This window comes from Collinsella sp. LCP19S3_C9, from assembly GCF_052121575.1.
GTDB lineage: Bacteria > Actinomycetota > Coriobacteriia > Coriobacteriales > Coriobacteriaceae > Collinsella.
On sequence record NZ_JBQKDZ010000010.1, the window covers coordinates 15,946 to 38,897 of the forward strand.

Genomic DNA, 22,952 nt, shown 5'->3' on the forward strand with positions numbered 1-22,952 from the left:
ATGGCAGAGAACAAGATTCAGCTCACCAAGGCTGACCGCAAGAAGGTTTGCTTCCGTCATCAGTTCCTTCAGGGCTCGTGGAACTACGAGCGTATGCAGAATGGCGGCTGGTGCTTCGCAATGATCCCTGCGATCAAGAAGCTCTACACCAGCAAGGACGACCAGATTTCCGCGCTTAAGCGCCACCTGGAGTTCTATAACACCCATCCCTATGTTTCCGCCCCCGTCATTGGCGTTACCCTCGCTCTCGAGGAGGAGCGCGCCAACGGTGCACCGATCGATGACGTCGCCATTCAGGGCGTCAAGGTCGGTATGATGGGCCCGCTCGCCGGCGTCGGCGACCCCGCCTTCTGGTTCACCCTTCGCCCGATCCTGGGCGCTCTGGGCGCTTCCCTGGCCCTGTCCGGCAGCATCGCCGGTCCGCTGCTGTTCTTCTTCGCGTGGAACATCATCCGTTACGCCTTCCTGTGGTACACACAGGAGTTTGGCTATAAGGTCGGCTCCTCCATCGCCAAGGACCTCTCCGGCGGTCTGATGGGCAAGGTTACCGAGGGCGCTTCCATCCTGGGTATGTTCATCATCGGCGCCCTGGTCGAGCGCTGGGTGTCCATCTCCTTCACCCCGGTCGTCTCCAAGGTCACGCAGTCTGCCGGCGCCTTCATTGACTGGGCTAACCTGCCTTCCGGTGCCGAGGGCATCAAGGAAGCGCTGACGATGTACAACTCCGTCGGTGCTACCGCTCTTGATCAGGTGAAGGTCACCACGCTTCAGGCTAACCTCGATCAGCTCATCCCCGGCCTTGCTGCCGTGTGCCTGACGCTGTTCGTCTGCAAGCTGCTCAAGAAGAAGGTCAGCCCGATTGTCATCATTCTGGCTCTCTTCGCCGTCGGTATCATCGGTCGCGTTTGCGGCTTCATGTAAGCGCGCTTCGGCTTAAGACCGAGAGTTGCTAGGCAAGGGCTTTTGAGCCATTGAAACGGACCGCACCCGGTGGGTACACTGGATGCGGTCCGATTGTTTTATTTGGAGGGCGAGGCGCGCATGGCGCAATCTCAGAACAGCACGGTCGATCTGGCAACACCGGCAACCTGCCTGATGGGGCTTACCAGCCACGGTAACGTGATGGTGGGCAATAAGGCGTTCGAGTATTACAACGAGCGCAATCCCGAGGATTTTATTCAAATTCCGTGGGACGAGGTCGACTATATTGCCGCCGAGGTTTTGCGCGGCACTAAGAAGATCACGCGTTTTGCTATCTTTACCAAGGATAACGGCCATTTTACGTTTTCGACGCGCGACGACAAAGAGACGCTTCGTGCAGTTCGCAAGTACGTCGACGAGGATAAACTCGTGCGTTCGCCCGACTTTATCGATGTGACGGCCAAGGGCGCCAAGAGCATCCCCTCCGTTATCAAAAACCTCTTCCACAAAGGCAACTAGCTCCTCATAAGTTGCGGTGAAATAGTTCCTAAATACGGCTTTAGATGCTTCAGACAGGAACTATTCCACCGCAACTTCGAAGTCTAGTCATGCGACGTATGGCGATGCAGTAAATCTGCTACACTAGTACAACATGCCTCCGTAGCTCAGGGGATAGAGCACCGCTCTCCTAAAGCGGGTGTCGACGGTTCGAATCCGCCCGGGGGCACCAGAGGAACATCGAGCCCGGTACTGCTACGGTGCCGGGCTCTTCTGGTCTAAAGGCCGGATTCGGGCCGTCGACACCCGCGTCACCAATTTCCCCGCGGGGGAGTTTTCGAATCCGCCCGGGGGCACCAGAAAAACAGCAGGTCAGATGGTAAAAATTGTCTGACCTGTTTTTGGATAGATAGAGCGAAGTGGACGGTAGAGGGGTGCAAGAAAGCCCCATGACGACAACAGCTCATCTCCATATTTCACTCCGAATTTTCACACAAATGTCCGGTTCTCAAGGCTTCCCACTGCCTACAGGCTTATAAGAAGCCTTTCGGCCATGGAAGGCCTTGAGAATCTTGGGTGACATCGCAGCGGTATGGGCGAGTCTCCAGCGGCCCCGGCGTTTTCGGGTTTCATTCGGGATCCTCCGATGCCGTGGGCCTTTGAAAACTCGCCTCTTCCGTTCGCAGTACTGCCCTTACGCCTTAAAATTGTCCGGAAGAGACAACGACGCAGGAGGTCCGGTATGCCTGCCAGCAAGAAGGAGGCAAAGGAGTTCGTCAAACGGTGGAAGAAGCGCCTCGGTGCCATCCCCGCAGGCTCCAACAACGAGCAGCAGGATACGCAGAAGTTCTGGGTCGACCTGCTCATCAACGTCCTGGGCATCCCGTCCAACACCATAGACAGTTTCGTCGACTTCGAGCGGAAGGTGAGAGGCCGTCGCATCGACGTGTTCGTCTCCGACCACAACTTCCTGTGCGAGCAGAAGTCGTGGGGCATCGACCTCGACAAGCCCGAACCCAGGAACGGCGGCATGGAGACGCCGCTCCAGCAGGCCATGTGGTACGCGCGGCACCTGCCGTACTCCGAGCGCCCCCGCTGGGTGATGACGTGCAACTTCGGGACCTTCCGCCTCTACGACCTCGACAACGAGCGGCCCGAGGACACCGTGCAAGAGTTCTCCCTCGAAGAGCTCCAGGACAGCCTGTATCTCCTGTCTTTCCTGACCTCTAACGAGACGAGCCGCCTGCATAAGGAGCAGCAGCTCTCCGTCGAGGCCGGGGCCTACGTCTCCAGGCTCTACGATGCCCTCGCCAAGCAGTACCACCACATTGAGGAGAGGGACGAGCGGGCAAAAGAGGAGCAGCGCTCCCTCAACGTGCTCATCACCCGAATCATCTTCCTGCTCTACGCCGAGGACGCCGACCTCCTGCAATCGCATCAGGCGTTCGGCAGGTACTGCGAGGGGGACCCCGCGAAGCTCCGCCGCAAACTGGTCGAATTGTTTGAGACAATCGACACGCCTCTAGAGCAGAGGGACGAGTACATGGACGACGACCTCACAGCCTTCCCCTACGTGAACGGCGGTCTGTTCGCCGACTCCTCCATCATCGTCCCGCAGATGACCCCGGAGATCCTCGAGGCCATCACCGACGCGTCCCAGGACTTCGACTGGCACGAGATTTCGGGCGTCATCTTCGGCGGCGTGTTCGAGGGCACACTGAACCCCGAGACGCGCCACGCCGGGGGCATGCACTATACGAGCGTCGAGAACATTGAGCGCTGCCTCAGGCCGCTCTTCCTCGACGAGCTGTGGGATGAACTGCACGAGGCCGAGGGTGAGAGGACAGCTGCCAAGCGCAAGCAGACCCTGGCGAGGCTGCACGACAAGGTGGCCTCCATCACCATCGGCGACCCGGCATGCGGCTCGGGCAACTTCCTTACCGAGGCGTACCGGCAGCTGCGCACCATCGAGAACCGAATCATCGAAGACGAGCTCAGCGAGGAGACCGGCAACGCGGGGCAGACGTCCCTCGTCATTGCGCAGGGCAGTCCCGTCCGCGTCTCCCTCGACCAGCTGTATGGCATCGAGATAAACGATTTCGCCGTCTCGGTCGCAAAGACTGCCCTGTGGATCACCGAGGAGCAGATGCTGCGTAAGACGCAGGAGATATATGTCGGCTACGACTTCGACTTCCTGCCGCTCAGGAGCCTCAGCAACCTTCATGAGGGCAACGCCCTCAAGACCGATTGGTCCGAGGTGTTCCCCGATGACCTTACTTATCTTGTAGGCAACCCGCCGTTCCTGGGTGCTCGCAACCAGTCCAAGGAGCAGAAGGTAGAGCTTCTTGAGGTCTTCGACGGAGCGAAGAACGCAGGCAACATCGACTACTGCGGGGCCTGGTACATGAAGGCCGCGAGGTTCACGCAGGGAAAGCGTACGCGCTGCGCCCTGGTCTCTACCAACTCGATATGTCAGAGCGAGCAGGTCGCCAACCTCTGGAAACCCCTGCACGACCTGGGTATCCACATCGACTTCGCTCACAACACGTTCCGTTGGGACAACGAGGCGGCGGATAAGGCCCACGTGTTCTGCGTCATCGTGGGCTTCTCGCGGGAGAACTGCGAGAAGAGACTGTATGTCCACGGCACGCCCGATACGGCTGAAGTTAAGAAAGCCGCGAAGAGCATCAATGCATACCTTTCCGATGCTCCAGACGCATTTATTTGGAATCGGAATAAGCCTATTTGTGATGTTCCCAAAATCGGAATTGGAAACAAGCCCATTGACGGCGGCTTCTACCTGTTCGCCGATGAGGAGAAGACTGATTTCCTAAATAAAGAACCAGGAGCCGAGTCGTACTTTCACAGGTGGATTGGTTCCAGGGAATTCCTGCATGGTGAAAGCCGCTGGTGTCTCTATCTTGGAGACGCTACCTTTGCGGAGTTGAAGGAGCTTCCCCGCTGTCGTGAGCGCATCGAGGCTGTTCGCGAATATCGTTTGGCTAGTAAAAGCGTGCCAACTCGAAAGCTCGCAGACAGACCAGCTCATTTTCACGTTGAAAATATGCCGAAGGGGAACTCGATCGTGGTCCCCAAGGTATCATCCGAGCGTAGGCGTTATATCCCTATGGGTTTCGTGGGTCCAGAGACGCTCTGCAGTGACCTGGTGTTCCTTATCCCTAACGCCTCCCTCTATCACTTTGGCGTGCTTCAGTCTCAGTTTCACAATGCATGGATGCGCACGGTTGCAGGTCGTCTCAAATCTGATTACCGCTACTCGGGAGGCATCGTCTACAACAACTTCGTCTGGCCCGAGCCCACGGAATCCCAACGCGAGGAAGTCGAGCGTTGCGCCCAAGCCGTGCTCGACGCCCGGGATGCTCAAGAAGGTGCAACGCTCGCGGACATGTACGATCCCAAGAACGAGACGTTCTTCCCCGAGCTGATGGCAGCGCACGAGGCGCTCGACGCCGCCGTCGAAGCCGCCTATGGCGTCGACTTCGGTGGGGACGAGGAGAAGATAGTCGCCCATCTCTTCAACCTGTACGCCAAGAAGGTCGGTGATAGCGAATGATCCACCCCACGCGTTTCTCCCTGCCTGACGAGGAATACCTGACCCTTCTTGGGGAGGCGGTATACGTATTCAACTCGAACGTCTCCTTCTTTGTAGAGAATCTTATGCACGCCGGGGCTCCCAATTGGTATGAGCTTACCGACATGACGACGGGGCGGCTCAAGGACGAAGGAAAGAAATGGCTTGTGAACGAAGAGGATGTAAGAATCCTGGAACTGCTCTGTGATCTTGGAAATGAGAGGAACAGAATCATTCACAGTTTTCCGGTGACGCATGATGGGCGACAGGAGCTCCGAACGAAGGTTAAGGCCAAGGACGAAGAACGCCCCAACTATCAATACCAGATTGACCGTGAGCTGCTCTGCTCCTTCATCGACAGAAATCAAGAATTGAGCGACGAGTTATACAAATGTAGAGATAGGAATACCGCCAATGCCTAACTCCATCTATACCCCCATATCGCTAGAGGTTGGTAACATCCTGAAGGATGTTCAGACGGGCAAGATCGGCCTGCCCGATCTGCAACGACCCTTCGTGTGGGGAAACGAAAAGGTCCGTGATTTGCTTGATTCCATGCTCCGCGGATACCCTATCGGCTATGTGATGTTGTGGGACTCTCCGAGCGATAATGCGGGCAAGAAGTCTGCCATAGGCTCGAACCAAAAGGTGTATGCCGTTCCCAAGTCCCTTGTCATCGACGGGCAGCAGAGGCTCACTGCCCTCTTGAGCTCTCTGTACGGCGTACCCGTGCGAGACAAGAACTTCAGGGAGCGTACGGTGAAGATCGCCTACGACCCCATCGCACGCTCATTCAAGAATGCCGACGCCTCGACCGAGAGGGATTCGCACTATGTGCCGGACGTATCCGAGGCTTTTGCAGCGAACCACGACAACAAGCTGAGCGCCTATCGCAGAGCGTTCATCAAACGCCTTAACGAGGCGAATGCCAAAAAGGGCGAACCCGAGCTCGACGATGGCGGCGAGGATGCCGTCGAGAGTGGGCTCAACGCATTGCTCGGGCTTGAGCGTTATCTTCTGCCGACGCTGGAGATTTCCGAATCGGCGGACGAGGAGACCGTATCGGACATCTTTGTGCGTGTGAACTCGCAAGGGCAGGCGCTTAAGCAGGATGACTTCATCATGACCCTGCTTTCGGTCTACGAACCTGCCATGAGGGAGCGCATAGAGGAGTTCTGCGCCATGAGCCATGCGCCCGCAAAGGGCACCTCGTACAACCCGCTCATGACCGTCTCGCCGACGCATATCATTCGCGCCACGGTGGGCGTGGGGTTCAAGAGGGGTCGCCTGCGTTATGCCTACCAGATTCTTCGCGGGCGAGATCTCAAGACAAAGGAAACGACGCCCGAGACGAGGGCCGAGAACTTTGCCACGTTCGGTCGTGCTCTCGATCTCGTGCTTGACTTGAACAACTGGCACGCCTTCATCAACACGCTGGCGGAGGCGGGCTACGTCTGCTCCGACCAGGTGGGGTCGGGCAACGCGCTCATGTTCTGCTATGCGTTCTACCTTATCGGGCGCTATGAGTTCGACATGGAGCCACTGGCTGTGCGCGGGCTCGTGCGGCGCTGGTATTTCGCCGCAGCCATAACGGGGCTCTATGTGGGGTCCTTCGAATCCGAGTTCGAGCAGCAGCTTAACGACGTCTCGCGCCTTGATACTGCCGACGAGTTTCAGGCGTACTTCGACCGTAGGCTTGCCGCCATCATGACGGACGATTATTTCTCCATTACGCTGCCCAGCTCCCTTGATGCAAACGAGGCGACGGGTCCGACCTGGTGGGGCTTCGTCGCGGCTCAGGTTGTGCTCGGTGCCAAGGCACTGTTCAGCACGGCCCCTCTTTCTCAGCTGCTGCTTACCGGTTCGTCGGGCTCCAAGAAGGCCCTGGACAAGCACCATCTGTTCCCAGATAACTACCTGAGGGCCAAGGGTTACCTTTCGCAGCGCAGCAACCGAGGTAACTTCACCCTCGTTGACTACCAGAACAACATCTACATCTCGGATGACGCGCCGAGCGAGTACGTCAGGAGGTACCGTGAAGCCCTGGGCGAGGACGAATACCGCCGCAACTGCGAGGAACACGCCCTGCCCCTCGGGTTCGAAGAGCTTGATTACGAGGACTTCCTCGGTCAGCGCAGGAGGCTAATGGGTGAGTTCGTGAAGAGGGCATATGAGCGGCTGTAGATTACGGACTAGTCTTTGGGGGTCATGTTGACTAAGGTTTTCATATCCTACGCATGGGAAAGCGAAGAACACCTCGAATGGGTAAAGGCGCTGGCCAACCGCCTTCTGTCGGACGGGATCGATGCAGTCCTGGACCAATATGATCTCGAACTGGGTGACAGGTTGCCTCAGTTCATGGAGCAGTCGGTCAGATCATCGGACTATGTTCTTATTGTCTGCACCCCAGCATATAAGCAGAAGGCCGATGCGAGAATCGGTGGGGTTGGATACGAGGGCCATATCATCAGCGGAGAACTGTTCTCTGGGCATAATGAGAGGAAGTTTATCCCGGTAATAAAGGAAGGGGGCGTCGAGGAATGTCTCCCGACCTTCCTCAAGGGGAAATTGGCGGTCGACTTGGGCGATGGAGTCGAGTCTCGTGGCTATAACGATTTGCTTGCGACCCTTTATGGGGTCAAGAAGAAGCCGTCGGTTGCGCCCAAGCGCCGCATCGCTCAGACATCTTCGAAAAAACGCGAAGAAGAGGGCGAGGGCTCTGAGCCCATCAGAATTGTCGGTATTGTGGTCGATGAGGTGGGAGAACCGAGGAACGATGGAACGAGGGGGAGTGCCCTGTACGAAGTGCCATTCCGATTGTCGAGACGCCCCAGCTCTCTGTGGCGCGAGCTCTTCTTGAAGTCCTGGGACTTGCCGCCAAGATTTACCACCATGCATAGGCCCCATATCGCATCGGTCGTCGGCGACGAAATAATCCTTAATGGGACCACCGTCGAAGAAGTTAGGGACTATCACCGTGACACCCTCGTCTTGTGCGTGGAAGAAGCTAACAAACTTGAGGCCGAATATCTTGAGAGGGAACGGAAACGCCAAGCTCGCGAAGAGGCTGCTCGGTCAGCCTATCGAAAGAACGTCGAGGACGTTGCGGGGACGATAGACTTCTAGACCGGCTTCCATCGTAGGACCGCCATAACAATTGGCCTCGCGGCTGATGGGTCCCGCTTATGGGCGGGGCCCGCGACGCATGGCGCCGCTCTCGCTGCGGCTCCCTGGCAACGCTCCCCGGGGCCGCGTTTCGTCCGCCTCCGCTCACACCGGCCCCGTTCGCCGAGCGGCTTCGCTCGATGGCTTCCAGTAGTCGCCATCGCTCCTCCGTGGTCGCCGGGCGGGGGCCTCTCGCGCCGGGTCGCCGAGCGCCGTCGTGCGACGCCCCCTGTCGATCGCGTCTTCTCGGCGTCGGCTCAACCGGCGCTCTCCGAGTGCTCGGTCAGTCCCCTGCAGGCCATGTCGCGCTCGCCGGATTCGGGCCGTCGACACCCGCGTCACCGATTTCCCCGCGGGGGAGTTTTCGAATCCGCCTGGGGGCACCAGAGCAATATCGAGCCCGGTACCACTGCGGTACCGGGCTCTTCTGGTTTAAAGGCATACCGTAGTTTTCACTGCTTCGGATAAAGAAAGCGCCCGCTTGCTGGGGGAGCAAGCGGGCGCCTGTGAGCGAATATGTTTGTGGCATCAGCTGCTGTGGGCAATGTCTCGATGACTAGTTGGTCGTGCCGGAATCGTCGCCTGAATCGGTGCCAGAGCCAGAAATCGAAACCGTCAGCGTGATCGTGCTGTCGGTGGACTGCTTGCCAGTGGGGGAGACGCCCGTCACGGTGGCGTTTTCGTTACCACTCACGGGGTTGCCGTTCTGATCGCAGAATGCGATGTTGTAGAATCCGGCGTTGTTGAGCGCGGTGACGGCGGAGGAGATACTCTTGCCGTACAGGTTGCCCGGAACGTTTGCCTTGCCGGACTTCTTGGCGATGACGACGGTAATCGTGGCGCCGGGCTTTTGCTTACCGCTGGGGTTCCAGCTAATGACGGTGCCCTCGGTGACGGAATCGTTCTCCTGGTAGGTCACATCGACGCCGAAGCCGGCCATATCGAGGGCGTTGCGTGCCTGAGCCTCGGTCATGTCGGTCAGATCGGGAACGGAGGTGGTGTCGGGTCCACTCGAGACTTTGTACGAAATGGTCGTGCCCTTCTCGACTTCCTTGCCCGCATCGGTGCCCTGTTCAAAGACTTCGCCCTTTTCGGCCTCGTTGGCTTCCTCGGTGGCATTGCCCTTAAGGCCGACGCTTGCCAGCGCCGCCTCTGCCTGGTCCTTGGTCAGACCAACGAGCTGCGGGACATCAACCTTCTCGGAGGGCTTGGGACCCTTGGAGATTACCAGATTCACCTTGGTGCCCTTGGGCTTCTTGGTGTGACCGTTAGGAGTCTGCTCGACAACCTTTCCCTCGTCGACGTCGTCGTTGTAGCTCTGGTCAATGGTTCCGACGTCAAGGCCGGCATCCTTAATCAGTTCGACGGCGGTCTCCTGGTCCTTACCCAACACATCGGGAACCGGGACCTGCTCGCCGCCAAAGAGTCCGGTGGCAAAGGCCACGATGACGCCGATTACGGCTACCGCAGCAACTACGGCGGCGATGATCTTGTTCTTGTTGGATTTGGGCTGCTCGGTGGCGTAAGAGCCGGTTGAACCCGAGACGGAGCTGCGAGCGTTATTTTGTCCGCTCACGCCCGAGACGGGGCGTACCATGGCGCGCGTCTGGTCGGATAGCTCTCGGGTCTTGGTGGCACCCAGGTCGCCAACGGCGCCGATAACGCGCGTAGGCTCCGGCACGTTGACGGCGCGACCAGACAGGTAGCTGTTGAGCACCTGACGCAGCTCGTCGGCCGTCTGGAAACGGTTAGCCGGATCTTTTTCCATGCACTTGAGGATAATGCGCTCAAGATCGGCATCGACACCGGAGTTGATCTGGCTCGGCGGCACGGGCAGCTCGTTGACCTGCTTGAGTGCGACCGAGATGGCATCGTCGCCGTCGAAAGGCACGCGGCCGGTGGCGCACTCGTACATCACGACGCCCAGCGAGTAAATGTCCGAGGTGGGGCCTAGATCCTGCCCGCGGGTCTGCTCGGGGCTTACGTAGTGGGCGGTGCCCAAAACGTTGTTGTCCTGCGTAAGGTGGCTGTTCTTGGCGCGCGCGATGCCAAAGTCCATGACCTTGATGTTGCCGTCGGGCAGCACCATGATGTTCTGCGGCTTAATATCGCGGTGGATGATCTCGTGCTTGTGGGCGACCGAAAGTGCGGAGCTGATCTGCGAGCCGATCTGAGCGACCTTTTTGGGATCAAGGGCGCCGTGGCTCTTGATGCCGCTCTTAAGGTCGGTGCCGCGCAGGTATTCCATGACGATGTAATAGGTGTCGCCGTCCTTGCCCCAATCGTAGACGCCGACGATATAGGGGGAGGAGAGGCCGGCGGCTGCCTGGGCCTCCTGCTTAAAGCGTGCAGCAAAGGTGGCGTCGCCGGCATATTGCGGCAGCATGATTTTGATAGCTACCGTGCGGTCGAGGACCTGGTCCTGTGCACGGTAGACGGTCGCCATGCCGCCTGTCCCTACCTTATCCTTGAGGAGGTATCTTCCCCCGAGGACCCTCTGTTCCATTCCTGCTCCTAACATGACTATTCGCTCAACGATGTGTGTAGTACCAAATTTGAGGCCGCTGGGGCCGTGTGGCGCATTGCCGCTAGTGTTATCGGCCGCGGCACGCCCCATGCTTGCGCATCAATCACGGGCATCACGCTCCCTGGGCGGCAAGCGCCGCGGTCAGGACGATGCCGGCGATCTTTGCCGCCTCGACGTCGTGCTTGTCGTAATCCTCCAAGGCTACCGAGATGGCGACCGTGGGTGAATCGTAAGGCGCAAAACCGACGAACATCGAGTTGACCTTGGTGCCGACGATCTCGGCAGAGCCGGTCTTGCCGGCAACCTTGACGCCCGGAATCTGGGCATCGGTGCCGGTGCCGGATTGAACGACGTCGAGCATGGCCTGTTTGACCTGTTCGGCCGTGGTGGCGCTGACGGCCTGGCCCAGTGAGCGGGACTGCGTGGTCTTGACCACGGTTCCGTCTGGGGCGAGCACCTGGGCAACGAAGAACGGGTCCATGACGACGCCGCTGTTGGCGATGGCCGCCGCGATAACGGCGTTCTGCATGACGGTGGTCTGCGGACCCGGCGTGTGGTCCATGCCGACGGGCTGGCCGGCGCCGGCCCAGGCGAGCTCCCATTCCGTCATCACCGACGGGTCGGGCATGATGGAGGGCGTGGTGGAGAAGTCTTGGCCGAGCGACTGGCCAAACCCAAAGGCGTTCGCCTGGTTGACGAGCGTCTCGGCGCCGAGGTCGCGGGCCAGCTGGCCGTAGGCGACGTTGGACGACACGGCAAACGCGCGGCGGAGCGAGATGGTGCCGTAGCCGATGTCGTCGGCATTGGTGACGGCAGCGCCGCCGATCTCCATCTCGGCCGGAGCGCTATAGGTGGTGTCGAGCGTCGCTGCACCGGACTCGAGCGCCGCCGAAAGCGTGACGACCTTAAACGTGGAGCCCGGAGTATAGAGGGCGTCCATGGCGCGGTCGTACATAGAACCGTCCTCACCGCCACCCGATTGCAGCAGGGCGTCGATGTTGGTGTTGTCGTAGGTGGGCGAGCTGGCACATGCGAGCACCGCGCCAGTGCGCGGGTCCATGACCACAACGGCGCCCTTAAAGCCCTTGAGAGCCTGTTCGGCAGCCGTCTGGATGCGGGAGTCGATGGTGAGTTTGGCGGTGTTGCCCGGCTGGTTTTGGCCCGCGAGCGACGCGATGGCGTTGTTCCAGCTGGAGTAATCCTTGGAACCGGTGAGCGTGTCGTTCATCACGCTCTCGATACCGGCGGTGCCGTACTGCTGGCTCACATAGCCAACCACATGGGCGGCCAGGTTGCCGTTAGGGTAGGAGCGTACGTAGGTGCCGTCCTCCTGTTGCAGCGATTCGGCCAGCGTCACGCCGTCGGACGTGATGATGGAGCCGCGCTGGATGTACTTGGAACGGGCGATGGTGTGATTGTTGGTCGGCATATCCTGGTAATCCTTGGCCTTGATGACCTGGACATAGGTGAGGTTGCCGATGAGGATGGCGAACAGGGCCGTAAAGGCAAATACCGCGCGGGTTAGGCGGTTAGCGAGCGCCACGCGGCCGAGCACGCCAGATTCGGGCGTATCGAGCAGGCGACGACGCATGCGCGAGCCGGTGGAGTGGCTGCCACGGCCGTAGGAAGACGAAGAAGCGAAGCGCGTGCCGGCATGCGCCGCGGCAGAAGCGACCTGGTCGTCAGTGATGGCGGCCATGGTGCCGGTGCCGGTGAGCTCGGCCTCGCGACCGGTGGCCTCATCGCCGGCGCGCAGCAAAAGCGCGACAATGATAAAGCTCGCCAGCAGCGAGGAGCCGCCCTGGCTCATAAAGGGCAGGGTGACGCCGGTCAGCGGAATCAGGCGGGTAACGCCGCCAACGATCAAGAAGGCCTGGAAGCTAATGGCGGCCGTGAGGCCCGTGGCGCTAAATGCGGCAAGGTCAGACTTAGCGCGGGCGGCCGTGGTCAGGCCTCGCACGGCAAAGAGCATAAACAGGACGAGTACGGCGCCGCCGCCCAAAAGGCCCATTTCCTCGCCGATGGCCGAGAAAATGAAGTCGGACTCGACGACGGGGATGTTATTGGCCATGCCATTACCGATGCCAACGCCGATAAGACCGCCGTCAGCCAACGAGAAGAGGGATTGCACAATCTGGTAGCCCTGGCCCTGGGCATCCTTAAAGGGGTCGGCCCAGATCTGGAAACGTACCTGGACATGCGACAGGAACTTGTAGGCGCCCACGGCACCCACTGCCAAAAGCGCAAGGCCGATGACGACATACGAGAAACGTCCCGTGGCGACGTAGAGCATCAGCAAGAAGATGGTGTAGAACAGCACGGCGGAGCCCAAGTCGCGCTCGAAGACAACGACCAGAAGGCATACACCCCACACAGCGAACAGCGGTAGCAGCAGGCGCAGGCGCGGGACCTTGAGGCCCAAGATCTTGCGATTGGAGATGGAGAGTAGCTCGCGGTTCTCGGCTAGGTATCCGGCCAAGAACAATACGATAAAAATCTTGGCGAACTCGCCGGGCTGGATGGTGAAGCCGGCGATGCGAATCCACAGCTTGGAGCCCGAGATGGTGGTGCCGATAAAGATGGGCAGCATCAGCAAGATGATGCCGATGATGCCAAAGGTGTACTTGTAGCGCATGACCACATCGAGATTCTTGATCATCGCGAGCGTGCCCACCATCAGTGCCACCGAGACAAACAGAATGACGAGCTGCGAGATGGCGAGGGCGGGTGCCAGACGCGTTACGAACGTGATGCCGATACCCGAAAGCACAAAGACGATGGGCAGGATGGCCGGATCGGCACCGGGCGCCAGGATGCGCACGGCGATATGCGCCGCGGCGAAGGCGGCAAAAAGACCGATCGGCACGGCGAGCGTTTCAAACGAGATGGAAGCGCCTGCGGTGAGCACGTACATCGCATACAGCAGGATGACGGGGAACGCCGAGGCGATGAGCAAGAGCATTTCGGTGTTGCGGCGACTCATAAGCGGCACTCCCTTTCTAATTCTTATCGGAGGCTTCGGCCTCGGCGGACTGTTCGGCGGTTTTTTCGGAATTCGATTTGGAAGTCGATTCCTGGTCGGTGTTGTCGCGAATCGTTTGCGCGTCGATCACCTGGCGGGTCTGTTCCTCATCGATCTGATGACGGTACTTGGAGATAGTGTCCTGCGCGTCGTCGACACTCGTTTGCGGAATGCCTGCTTTCAGACGATTCTGCGTGTCTTCGGGTAGGTCGGATAGCTTGATGGCGGTCGTGCTCTCGAGCCAGTGCAGCTTAAGGCCGAGCGGCTTGCCGGGAATGCCCCGGTAGACCGCGACGGTGTCCTTGTAGGTGCCCAGGTAATACGAGCCGGTGACGCCCGCGTAGGCCCAGATGGTTGCCGCCAGCACAAAAGCGATGCCCAGGATGGCGGCAATGGTGACGTTGCGGCGGCGAACACGCTTTGCCTCGCGCATGACGCCGTCGTCGACCAGGTCCACAACGACTACCGTCACGTTGTCGTGGCCGCCGGCAGCGAGCGCGGCGTCCACCAGGTTGTCGACGCAAATCTGCGCCGTAGACGATTGCGTGGCGATGTTTTCGATTTCGCTATCGGGAATCATGCTCGAAAGGCCGTCCGAGCACAGGATCAGGCGGTCGCCCTCTTCGATGTGCAGGGTAAAGTGGTCGGCATACATGGCGGGGTCCGAACCCAGCGCACGCGTGATAACCGAGCGGTTGGGATGGACGCGCGCCTCGTCGGCCGTAATTTCGCCAGCGTCCACGAGCTCCTCCACATAGGAGTGGTCGCGGGTCACGCGGATGAGCGTGCCCTCGTGGAGCAGGTAGGCGCGCGAGTCGCCCACGTGGGCGATGGCGAGCATGTCGTTTTCGATATAGGCGCAGGTTGCCGTGCAGCCCATACCGGGCTTGCCCAGGCCGTTGAGTGCGGCCTCGATGACGGCGGCGTTGGCAGCTTCGACGGCTGCGGCTAGGCGCGCGGCGTCGGCAGCCTGTGGCGCCGTCTTGGCGATGGTCTCGACCGCGATGGAGGAGGCTACCTCGCCGGCGGCGTGACCACCCATGCCGTCGCACACGCAAAAGAGCGGCGACTGTACCAGGTAGGAGTCCTCGTTGTGCGGACGCACGCAGCCAACATCGGAGCGGGCGCCCCACATGAGTTGCGTGGTGGTGCCGGCATCGTAGGTCGAATCGGTCTCGATGCGCTCGTCGGCCAGCGGCTCAAAACTCATGGTCGAACCAGGGTCCTTGAGCTTGGCCTCCACGGCGGCGACATCAATCTCAGCCGTGTCGCCGGGCGAGACGGCGTTGGCCTCGTTGCTCGGATCGTCGACTTTAGACGTGGCGGGCACTTCGGTTGTGTTGTCGGCAGGCTCTTCGTCTTGCGGGGCGACGGCTGCGGGCTCGGGTGCCGCGAAGTGCGCGGGCGCGGGCGTGCTGTGGGGCTGAGAGGCGTCCTCCGTCGCTGTGACGGGCATCTCTTCGGCCGTAGGCTGCACGGCCTCGGGCGCCGATGCGGCCGCGGGGGAGGATGCCGCCGCGGGTGCCGGTGTAGATGCGGGCTCGGGCGCTGCGGTGGGTGCTGGAACTACGGGAAACACCGGTGCCGTGGGCTCGGGGGCCAAAAACACCGCGGCGCTCTCATCGATTGCCGCGGCGACAGACTCGGCAAAGTGGGCCGGCGCAGGTGTAGTTTCCGGTGCCGAAGGTTGATCGGCAACGGCGTGCGCGCCGATGGGGGCATCGGTGGAATTATCTTCATCCTGGCCATCGATGGGCATTGGATGGTCTTGCGTTACATGCGAAAGAGGCAGGGAGAACACGGTGTCCTCGGGCTCAACGGGCGCAGGGCCCGCCGGGGCGGCATGAGCCGGCACGGCCGCGGGGGCAGCCAGCGCCTCGGACATGGTTGTGGACTTGTTCTCCTCGTCGATCATCGACGGTTCACCTTCATGACCACGTCGCCAATCTGGACTTCGTCGCCCTCGCGCAGCGTTGCGGGCTCCACCAGCTGGCGGCCGTTAACAAGGGTGCCGTTGAGCGAGTTGAGGTCCTCGATAATAAGTGCCGGGCCCTGCAGCGAAAAACGCGCATGCGAGGCAGAGACAAACGGCTCGTTGATGCAGATGTCAGATGACGGCGAACGACCGACGATGACGGGGCCAAGCATATCCACGTGAATACCGCGGATGCCGCGCGGGCCCTTGTCCACATCGATCGTCCAGATGGCAGAGTCTCGGCGCTGGCCGCGCACGAGCCCCACGCCGGTCTTCATGACGGCGAACAAGAAGATATAAAGCAGGACGACCAGTACGATGCGGCCTGCAAAAAGGACGATATCGATGTTCATAAGCGATTAACCCCTAAATTCAAAGGTGCTCAGGCCAAACGTTAGCAGATCGCCGTTGCGCAGCGGGCAGCGCGTGATGCGGCGGTTGTTGACGAGCGTGCCGTTGGTGGAGTTGAGGTCCTCGATCGACCAGTCAGAGCCGGTAAAGGTGAGTTGGGCATGACGGCGCGACACGTTGGGATCGCGCAGGGCGATGTCGGATACCGAGCGCTCACGACCGATGGTCACCTGCGCGGAGGTGATGTTGTGGCTCTCGCCGCTCACGACGTCGACGAGTTGGGCGAGCGGACGCTGCGGGGCGCGGGGGCTTGCCATGTTGGAGGCGATGCTGGTCGCAGCGCCAAGGCCCACGGCGGCGCCAGTGGCAGCCGCTCCGCCCATACCGGCAAGTGCGTCGCGCGAGACGGTTTGCGGCACAGGGATGGGGGCTGCGGGATCGGGGACATTGGGTGCAAAGGGGTCGGCCACAGCGAGCGGGTCGGGAGTGGCAGCGCGGGGTGTCGGCTGCTGCTGGGGCATGGCGGCCGGGTGTTGCTGCGGCGATGCAAACTGCTGCTGACCGGCGCGGGGGGCGCTTGCGGCACGGCTTGTGGCCGAGCTGTTCTGTCCCAGGCCATTTTGATAGGCGCGCTCTTCCTCGTACAGACGGCCGAGTGTGGGAGCGTCGACGTTCTCGGCAAAGACCGAGAACTTGCCGGCGCGCAGCTGAGGGTCGATCATAAAGCGAACAAGGGGCTCGCCGACAAAGACGTAGCGGCGTTTTTCGGCCTGCGCCTTCACAAACTCGCGCACCTCGCGCGAAAGCTCGGGATAGAACGGGGCAAGCATGGGATCGTCATCGGTGGCGATCAGGATGGTATAGAGCGCCGGCGCGGTGTTGACGCCGTTGATCACCAGAGTTTGATCCTCCATGTCGCGAGCAGCCTGCTTGGCAAGCTTCTTAAAGGAGAACGGGGCACGGGTGGCACCGAAGATGCCGGCCACGTGGTCCTCGAAGATGTTCAGGAAGTTCACGAAAGATCACTCTCCGTATAGGTTCTTTGGTATCCGAGCAAATACAGGCATATCCCAACGATTATAGAGGATAGGATTCCCGCAACCGCCGCCTTGGCGACGACCGTGCCCGCAAGGCTGGCAATTTCCATATGGTGTGCAAGACAAAACGATACGGCCGAGCCGATACCGGCGACGGCAATTGCGACGATGGCGGCGAGGTTTGACCCCTGCTCGGCGCGCTTGGCATGGGCATTGAGCAGCAGCGACGTTGCCGCGGCTGCTGCTGCAATCAGTGCGAAGGCGGCCCAGAGGAACGCGTCGCCCAGCGCTGCGGCGACATTGCCAAGCCCCAGCACGCCTCCCGTAGGGAGGGCAGCTGCGGCCAGGCGGGCAAAAAGCGCGCCTATACCCGTGGCGGCAGCGGCGCTTGCCGGGCCGAGCCAAAACGCCGCGAAGCCCGCGGCGGCCCCGGCGGCAAGGATGGCGTCGCCGGTTAGACAACCTAGCGCAAGCGTGCAGGTGAGTGCCGCGCTCGCGGCCGCTTCGGTGCGTCCCCAGGCAATCCACCATCCGGACATGGCGGCGGCAAAAATGACCGCGACCGGCAGCATCGACAGGATGCCCTGCGCCTGCATGGTGGCGTTGGCCATGAGCACCAAAAAGCCCACGGCCGAGATAGCCGAGCCGATCTGCGGTGCCAAGCCTGCCGCCGCGCCAATAGCGATGGCCGCGGCGACCAGCCCGGGAAGCGCCGCGACGCCCGCTGTCTGCATAAGCAAAAAGCTGAAGGTTGCACACGTTAGCGCCGAGATACCGCGCATGGTGTAATCGCGCGCGCAGCTCCAGCGCGTGCCCGCCCAACCGAGCGCGGGGTCGACTTCGATGGCGTTATCCTCGTAAGGCAGCGACTCCATATCGTCTGCCGCGTGCTCGTCGTCCGAAAGCTCGCTTACCATCTGCTCCAAGCTGCGACGGCCTTCGCGCACGCTCCCCAAGCCGGCAAGGAGTTGGTCGCAGAATGCCTCGATGCTATCGGGGCGGTCTTGCGGCATAGGGGAGAGGGCGCTCATGAGCGCTGCCTCGGCCCCCGGGGGAAAGTGCGGGATCAGCTCGCTGGGGTAGGTGGCGCCGCCGATGATGCGGTCGAGCGAGTCGGCAGGCGTTGCCGCCATAAAGGGGGCGCTGCCGCACAGGCCCTCGTAGATCACGCAGGCAAGGGCAAAGACATCGGCGCGCTCGTCGACCGTGCCGGTCTCGATATCGAGCTGTTCGGGCGGCATGTAGCCGATGGTGCCGCCGCGCGATCCGCCAAAGCCGCCGGCAGATGACAGCCGCGCCATGCCAAAGTCGGTGAGCTTTACATTGCCCGAGTGGTCAATGAGCACATTGGCGGGCTTTATGTCCAGATGAAGCACGCCGTTTGCATGGGCAAAGGTGAGCGCCTGACCCAACGCGTCGGCAATGGTCGCTGCCTCGTCAAAGGTGAGCGAGTGGCCGTCCACGCGATGCAAAAACTCGGCCAGCGACATGCCGTCGACATACTCCATGACCAGGTAGGCATAGGCGGTGTCATGCGTAAAGTCGATAACCTGCACGATATTGGGATGTTGAAGCATGGCGGCGGTATGTGCCTCGCGCAGTACATCCATGATGTCGCTGGCGGGCATGCCGGAGCCGTTGATAAGAGGGATGCGCTTAATGGCCACGCGACGGCGCAGGTGCGTGTCGCGGCAAATCTCGATGGAGCCAAAACCGCCGGTCGCAAGCGTCTCGAGCGGCTGGTACCGCTTGAGCAGCTCGCGAGAGCTGGTGCCCTCCAAAGGGACGTCCGGCGAGAACCGGGCGGTATGTTGCGAGAAAAGCGGCATGGCCAACCCTCGTGCGTTTAAAGTTCGTTTGCGAGCGGCGGGCGCGGGGCCGAGCCATTCGCGGTGGCATAGATGCTGCTAGTGTAGCACGCTCTGGTGCATGGGGAGGATAGCGGGATGCGAGGCTGCCTGTCTGACTTGGCCTTAGCGCTTCTTCTTGCCCTTCTTCTGCTTGCACTGCTTGCCCTTGTTGTCCTGGGGCTTGTCTGCCTTGTCTCCCTGCTTGGCCTCGGCTGCAGCCTTCTCGGCCTTCATTTTCTTCTTCTTGGTCTCGATGCGGAGCTTTTTGTTGATGCGCGCCTTAAGGAAGGAGCCAAACTGCTCGGCGTCGCCGCGAACAAAGGTGTCCTTGGGGATCGTCACGCCCTGGTCTGCGAACATGGCAACAAAGATGCGCTCGCCGTCGAGTACGTGGTCGAGCTTCTCAAACGGGAAGAACTGCGACTTGCCGCTCTTGCCCCAAACCATCAAGCCGTCCTCGTTGGCGGCGACGCGGCGATAGCGGCCACCCATGGACTTGTCGGCCTCGACGGCGTCGATAAAGTCGCGGGCGAGCGTGTGGTGCAGGTTTTTGCTCCACCAGGCCAAAAAGGCGCCGAACACGATCAGGACGACGCCAAACTTGATCCAGTTGCCGCCGGCCACCAACATGCCGATGCCGAGCAGCGCGGCAATTGCCGCGGCGACATACAGCGAGCCGCGACGCCTGGGCGAGGCGACCAAGCGGGCGAAGTCGGTGACGAGGTCGTTTTCGTACTGATACTCGTTGAGGTACAGGATGCCGTCGTCGGCTGCTGCCTGTTTCTCGAGCGCGACCTCGACCTGGTCGGCTGCTTCGGAGGGAACGAGGTTGCTCTCTGCGTCTGCCATGCTCTTTGGACTCCTATCGCGGCGGGCTCGCCGTACGGGTTATTATGAGTGCAGTATGCCGTGCGACCGCATGGCCGTCGCGGCAACAAAACTCAGTATACCCGGGGGAGCACCCATGGAATCGTTGTACCGAAAGTATCGCCCGCTCACCTTCGACTCCGTGGTGGGCCAGCAGCATATCGTCTCGACGCTCGAGCACGCCATCACCGAGGGACGCCTGTCCCACGCGTACCTGTTCTGCGGACCGCGCGGCACGGGCAAGACCACCATGGCGCGCATTCTGGCCAAGGCGCTGCTATGCCGCAATGCCGAGGCGGCGCGCGCCGAGGGCGCAAGCGGCTGCATGCCCGACGGCACTTGCGAAGAGTGCGAGCTCATCGCCGAGGGCAACCACCCCGATGTCTACGAGCTCGATGCCGCAAGCCGTACGGGCGTGGACAATGTGCGCGAGGAGATCATCAACTCCGTTAACTTTGCCCCGGTGCGTGGCAAGTACAAGATCTATATCATCGACGAGGTCCATATGCTCACGACGGCGGCGTTTAACGCGCTGCTCAAGACGCTCGAGGAGCCGCCGGCGCACGTGATCTTTGTGTTGTGCACCACCGATCCGCAAAAGATTCTGGAGACCATCCTCTCGCGCTGCCAGCGCTTCGATTTCCACCGCATCGGCAACGAGGATATCGAGCATCGTCTGTCCTACGTGTGCGAGCAGGAGGGCTTCGATTACGACGACGAGGCGCTGGCCATCGTGGCGCGCCATGCCAAGGGCGGCATGCGCGACGCGCTTTCCACGCTGGAGCAGCTGAGCGTTTTTGGCAACGGCGCCGTGCATGCGGACGATGCCCGCTCGCTTTTGGGCGAGGTTTCGGACCAGATCCTGGGCGAGTTTGCCCGCGCCATCGCCGAGCGTGATATTGCTGAACTCTATGGGCTCATTCGCGCACAGGTCGAGGAGGGCAATGACTTGCTTGAGCTGACGCGCGACCTGGTGGCGCACGTGCGCGACGTGTATGTGGCCTGCGTTGCCGGTACCCGTGCCGAGCTGTTTGAGGGCGGGGCCGAGCAGGCTGAGGCGCTTGCTGCCGAGGCCGCTGCCTTTGGCGGGCATCCGGCCGACCGTCTGGCCCGCGTGCTGACAGTGCTCGACGATGCCGCGTTGGAGATGAGGGGTGCGAGCGACGTGCGCCTGGTGCTCGAGATCGCCTGCACGCGCCTGGCACGTCCCGAGGCCGATCTGACCATTGAGGCCCTGGCCGAGCGCGTGGCACGCTTGGAGGCCATGGTCGCCAACGCCGCGGTGCCGGCGAGCGTGGCTGCTGCTGGTGCTGCGCCTGCGGCTGTCGCGGCTGCACCTGTGGCGACACAACAACCGACGCTGATCTCGGGTGCCCGAGCTGCTGCCCCTGTGGCATCCACCGCTCCCACTGCTACGCCCGCGCGCCAGGGCGGCATGCCTTGGGATCGCGGCGCCGCCGCTCCGGCGACGCAGCCTGCGTCCGTGTCAGCTTCCAAGCCTGCGGCGCCTGCGCCTCGGCCTGCGCCAGCTCCGACGCCTCAGCCCGTTGCGGCCCCCGCGCCTATCACCGCTCCGGCGCCTAAGCCCCAGCCCAACACTGCCGCTCAGGTTGCTGCCGCCGGCGCCGCCGAGACCCCTGCGGTAGAGGATGCCGGCGAGCTCCAGCGCAAATGGGTCGAGGTCGTCGAGCGCGTCAAGGCCCAACAACCTTCTTATGCGGCACTCCTGTTGAACGCTCGCGCTACGGCAGACGATGGTTCTAAGCTCACGGTCTCGTTCCCTACGGCATTTGCTATCAAGATGCTCGGGCGTGCTGATACACAGGCGGTGTTTTTGCCGACAGTCAGTGCGGTCTTCGGTCGTCGCACCGTCGACTATGTCCTGGATGGGGGTGTCAGGCCGGCTCCTCAACATGAGGAGCATTCTCCATCTGCACGGGCTGCGGCATCTGCGGACCCGCAACCCGTGTCCTCGGCGGCCCCTGCATCCTTGAGCGCCAGCGCGACGCAGCCAAAAGCGGCACCGGTAGCGGCACCGATCCCGTCGGTGACTGAACCCGCCGTGCCCAAACCGGCTGCTCCGATCCCCGCGTCCAAGCCCGCTGCCGCGCCTGCACCCAAGTCATCCGACCTGGCCAAGGCCCCCTGGCTGCGCTCCGACAACCCTGCCGGTGCTCCTGCCACGGGCAAGCTCCCGACCGAGCCCGCGCCCCGAGCGCCCGAGTGCGCGTCTGCTCCCAAGATTCAGCCGTCTGCGCAGGCTGCGCCATGGGAATCCGAGCAGGTACCCTACGACGACGCCATGGTCGGCGGCTTCGCCGGCGATGCGAGCGGGGAAGATCTTCCTCCGTTCGACGTGCCTGCCGCGGCGCCTGCGCCCAGCCCTGCCGCTTCGGCCGCAGCTCCCGCGGCTGCGACGTCCGCTCCTGCAAGTGACGACGCCCTCGCTGCCCCTTGGGAGTCCAGCCCCGGTGCTGGCAGTCCCTTCGGTCACCAGGGCGCAGCCCCGGGCATCCCGCAGACCGAGGACGAGGCCAAAGCCCTCATACGTAGTGTCTTTGGCCAGTCCACCATCTTCAAGCCGGTGGAGTAACTATGCGGGCGGGTATATACGCCGAGTTGTGAGACCTTGCATAATTCGACCTTGCATAGTCTTGGGCGGCGCGTCACGCTAGAGGACATGTACATCGACTGAGTTAGCGCGACCGCCCCGCTCGTTTGCCCCGCGCCGTGGTACGATTTTTGAGTTTGAAAGTCCCGCCGTGCCCGGCTGCCCTTGCAGCTTGTCGCGCGACCACACGTAAAGGAGCCATCATGGCCGGTATGAACATGCAGCAGATGATGAAGCAGGCCCGCAAGATGCAGGAGCAGCTTGCCGCCGCGCAGGAGAACCTCAAGTCCCAGACCGTCGACGCTTCTGCCGGCGGCGGCATGGTCAAGGTGACCGTTAACGGCGAGATGGAGCTCGTCAACCTCACCATCGACCCCGATGCGCTCGATCCCGAGGACGTCGATATGCTGCAGGACATGATTATGGCTGCCGTCAACGAGGCCGTCCGCGGCGTCAACGAGCTCGCCAACAAGCAGATGGGCGCCATCGCCGGCGGCCTCAACATCCCGGGCATGCCGTTCTAAGACGCGCACATA

The 22,952-nt window shown here is 61.5% G+C and carries 15 protein-coding genes and 1 tRNA gene; 9 read left to right on the top strand and 7 right to left on the bottom strand.

What is annotated here, in order from left to right:
- The 7 genes from ACTQXI_RS05920 to ACTQXI_RS05950 all read left to right on the top strand — a co-directional run bounded on the left by ACTQXI_RS05920 (window position 1) and on the right by ACTQXI_RS05950 (window position 8,137).
- Complete coding sequence (locus ACTQXI_RS05920) at window positions 1-921, top strand: PTS system mannose/fructose/sorbose family transporter subunit IID (RefSeq protein ID WP_154518429.1); 921 nt, start codon at window positions 1-3, stop codon at window positions 919-921.
- A gap of 120 nt (window positions 922-1,041) precedes the next feature.
- On the top strand, window positions 1,042-1,440 hold the full coding sequence (locus tag ACTQXI_RS05925; RefSeq protein WP_117646410.1) for a DUF956 family protein: 399 nt from the start codon (window positions 1,042-1,044) through the stop codon (window positions 1,438-1,440).
- Between the two features lie 135 nt (window positions 1,441-1,575).
- Window positions 1,576-1,651, top strand: a tRNA-Arg gene (locus ACTQXI_RS05930).
- A 510-nt stretch (window positions 1,652-2,161) separates the two neighbouring features.
- The gene (locus tag ACTQXI_RS05935; RefSeq protein WP_441535752.1) at window positions 2,162-4,993 is read left to right on the top strand and encodes a DNA methyltransferase; all 2,832 of its coding nucleotides are present in this window, start codon (window positions 2,162-2,164) and stop codon (window positions 4,991-4,993) included.
- Complete coding sequence (locus ACTQXI_RS05940; RefSeq protein ID WP_441067385.1) at window positions 4,990-5,433, top strand: hypothetical protein; 444 nt, start codon at window positions 4,990-4,992, stop codon at window positions 5,431-5,433. The genes ACTQXI_RS05935 and ACTQXI_RS05940 overlap by 4 nt, the downstream gene beginning before the upstream one ends.
- On the top strand, window positions 5,426-7,195 hold the full coding sequence (locus ACTQXI_RS05945) for a GmrSD restriction endonuclease domain-containing protein (protein ID WP_441067383.1): 1,770 nt from the start codon (window positions 5,426-5,428) through the stop codon (window positions 7,193-7,195). The genes ACTQXI_RS05940 and ACTQXI_RS05945 overlap by 8 nt, the downstream gene beginning before the upstream one ends.
- A 24-nt stretch (window positions 7,196-7,219) precedes the next feature.
- On the top strand, window positions 7,220-8,137 hold the full coding sequence (locus tag ACTQXI_RS05950) for a toll/interleukin-1 receptor domain-containing protein (RefSeq protein ID WP_441067381.1): 918 nt from the start codon (window positions 7,220-7,222) through the stop codon (window positions 8,135-8,137).
- A 595-nt stretch (window positions 8,138-8,732) separates the two neighbouring features.
- Here ACTQXI_RS05950 and pknB read toward each other — a convergent pair.
- From pknB to ACTQXI_RS05985, 7 genes are all read right to left on the bottom strand, one after another.
- Window positions 8,733-10,682: a Stk1 family PASTA domain-containing Ser/Thr kinase gene (pknB, locus tag ACTQXI_RS05955; protein WP_427795137.1), complete on the bottom strand. Its 1,950-nt coding sequence runs from the start codon at window positions 10,680-10,682 to the stop codon at window positions 8,733-8,735.
- A gap of 133 nt (window positions 10,683-10,815) precedes the next feature.
- Window positions 10,816-13,686, bottom strand: a complete 2,871-nt coding sequence (locus tag ACTQXI_RS05960; protein WP_441041749.1) for an FtsW/RodA/SpoVE family cell cycle protein — start codon at window positions 13,684-13,686, stop codon at window positions 10,816-10,818.
- A 16-nt stretch (window positions 13,687-13,702) separates the two neighbouring features.
- Window positions 13,703-15,640 carry a Stp1/IreP family PP2C-type Ser/Thr phosphatase gene (locus tag ACTQXI_RS05965; protein ID WP_441063848.1) on the bottom strand — a complete coding sequence of 646 codons (1,938 nt, stop codon included), beginning with the start codon at window positions 15,638-15,640 and terminating at the stop codon, window positions 13,703-13,705.
- Window positions 15,637-16,053, bottom strand: a complete 417-nt coding sequence (locus ACTQXI_RS05970; RefSeq protein WP_055250779.1) for an FHA domain-containing protein — start codon at window positions 16,051-16,053, stop codon at window positions 15,637-15,639. Before ACTQXI_RS05970 ends, ACTQXI_RS05965 begins: the two co-directional genes overlap by 4 nt.
- A gap of 6 nt (window positions 16,054-16,059) precedes the next feature.
- Window positions 16,060-17,067 (bottom strand): FhaA domain-containing protein, encoded by a 1,008-nt coding sequence (locus tag ACTQXI_RS05975; RefSeq protein ID WP_427719325.1) that lies wholly within the window; start codon window positions 17,065-17,067, stop codon window positions 16,060-16,062.
- The gene (locus ACTQXI_RS05980; RefSeq protein WP_441548418.1) at window positions 17,064-18,917 is read right to left on the bottom strand and encodes a serine/threonine-protein kinase; all 1,854 of its coding nucleotides are present in this window, start codon (window positions 18,915-18,917) and stop codon (window positions 17,064-17,066) included. Before ACTQXI_RS05980 ends, ACTQXI_RS05975 begins: the two co-directional genes overlap by 4 nt.
- Window positions 18,918-19,061: 144 nt before the next feature.
- The gene (locus ACTQXI_RS05985; protein ID WP_427719328.1) at window positions 19,062-19,787 is read right to left on the bottom strand and encodes a hypothetical protein; all 726 of its coding nucleotides are present in this window, start codon (window positions 19,785-19,787) and stop codon (window positions 19,062-19,064) included.
- Between the two features lie 115 nt (window positions 19,788-19,902).
- Here ACTQXI_RS05985 and dnaX point away from each other — a divergent pair, with 115 nt between their 5' ends.
- The gene (gene dnaX / locus ACTQXI_RS05990; RefSeq protein WP_441548419.1) at window positions 19,903-22,398 is read left to right on the top strand and encodes a DNA polymerase III subunit gamma/tau; all 2,496 of its coding nucleotides are present in this window, start codon (window positions 19,903-19,905) and stop codon (window positions 22,396-22,398) included.
- A 221-nt stretch (window positions 22,399-22,619) separates the two neighbouring features.
- Complete coding sequence (locus tag ACTQXI_RS05995) at window positions 22,620-22,940, top strand: YbaB/EbfC family nucleoid-associated protein (protein ID WP_427719331.1); 321 nt, start codon at window positions 22,620-22,622, stop codon at window positions 22,938-22,940.
- Window positions 22,941-22,952: the final 12 nt, after the last annotated feature.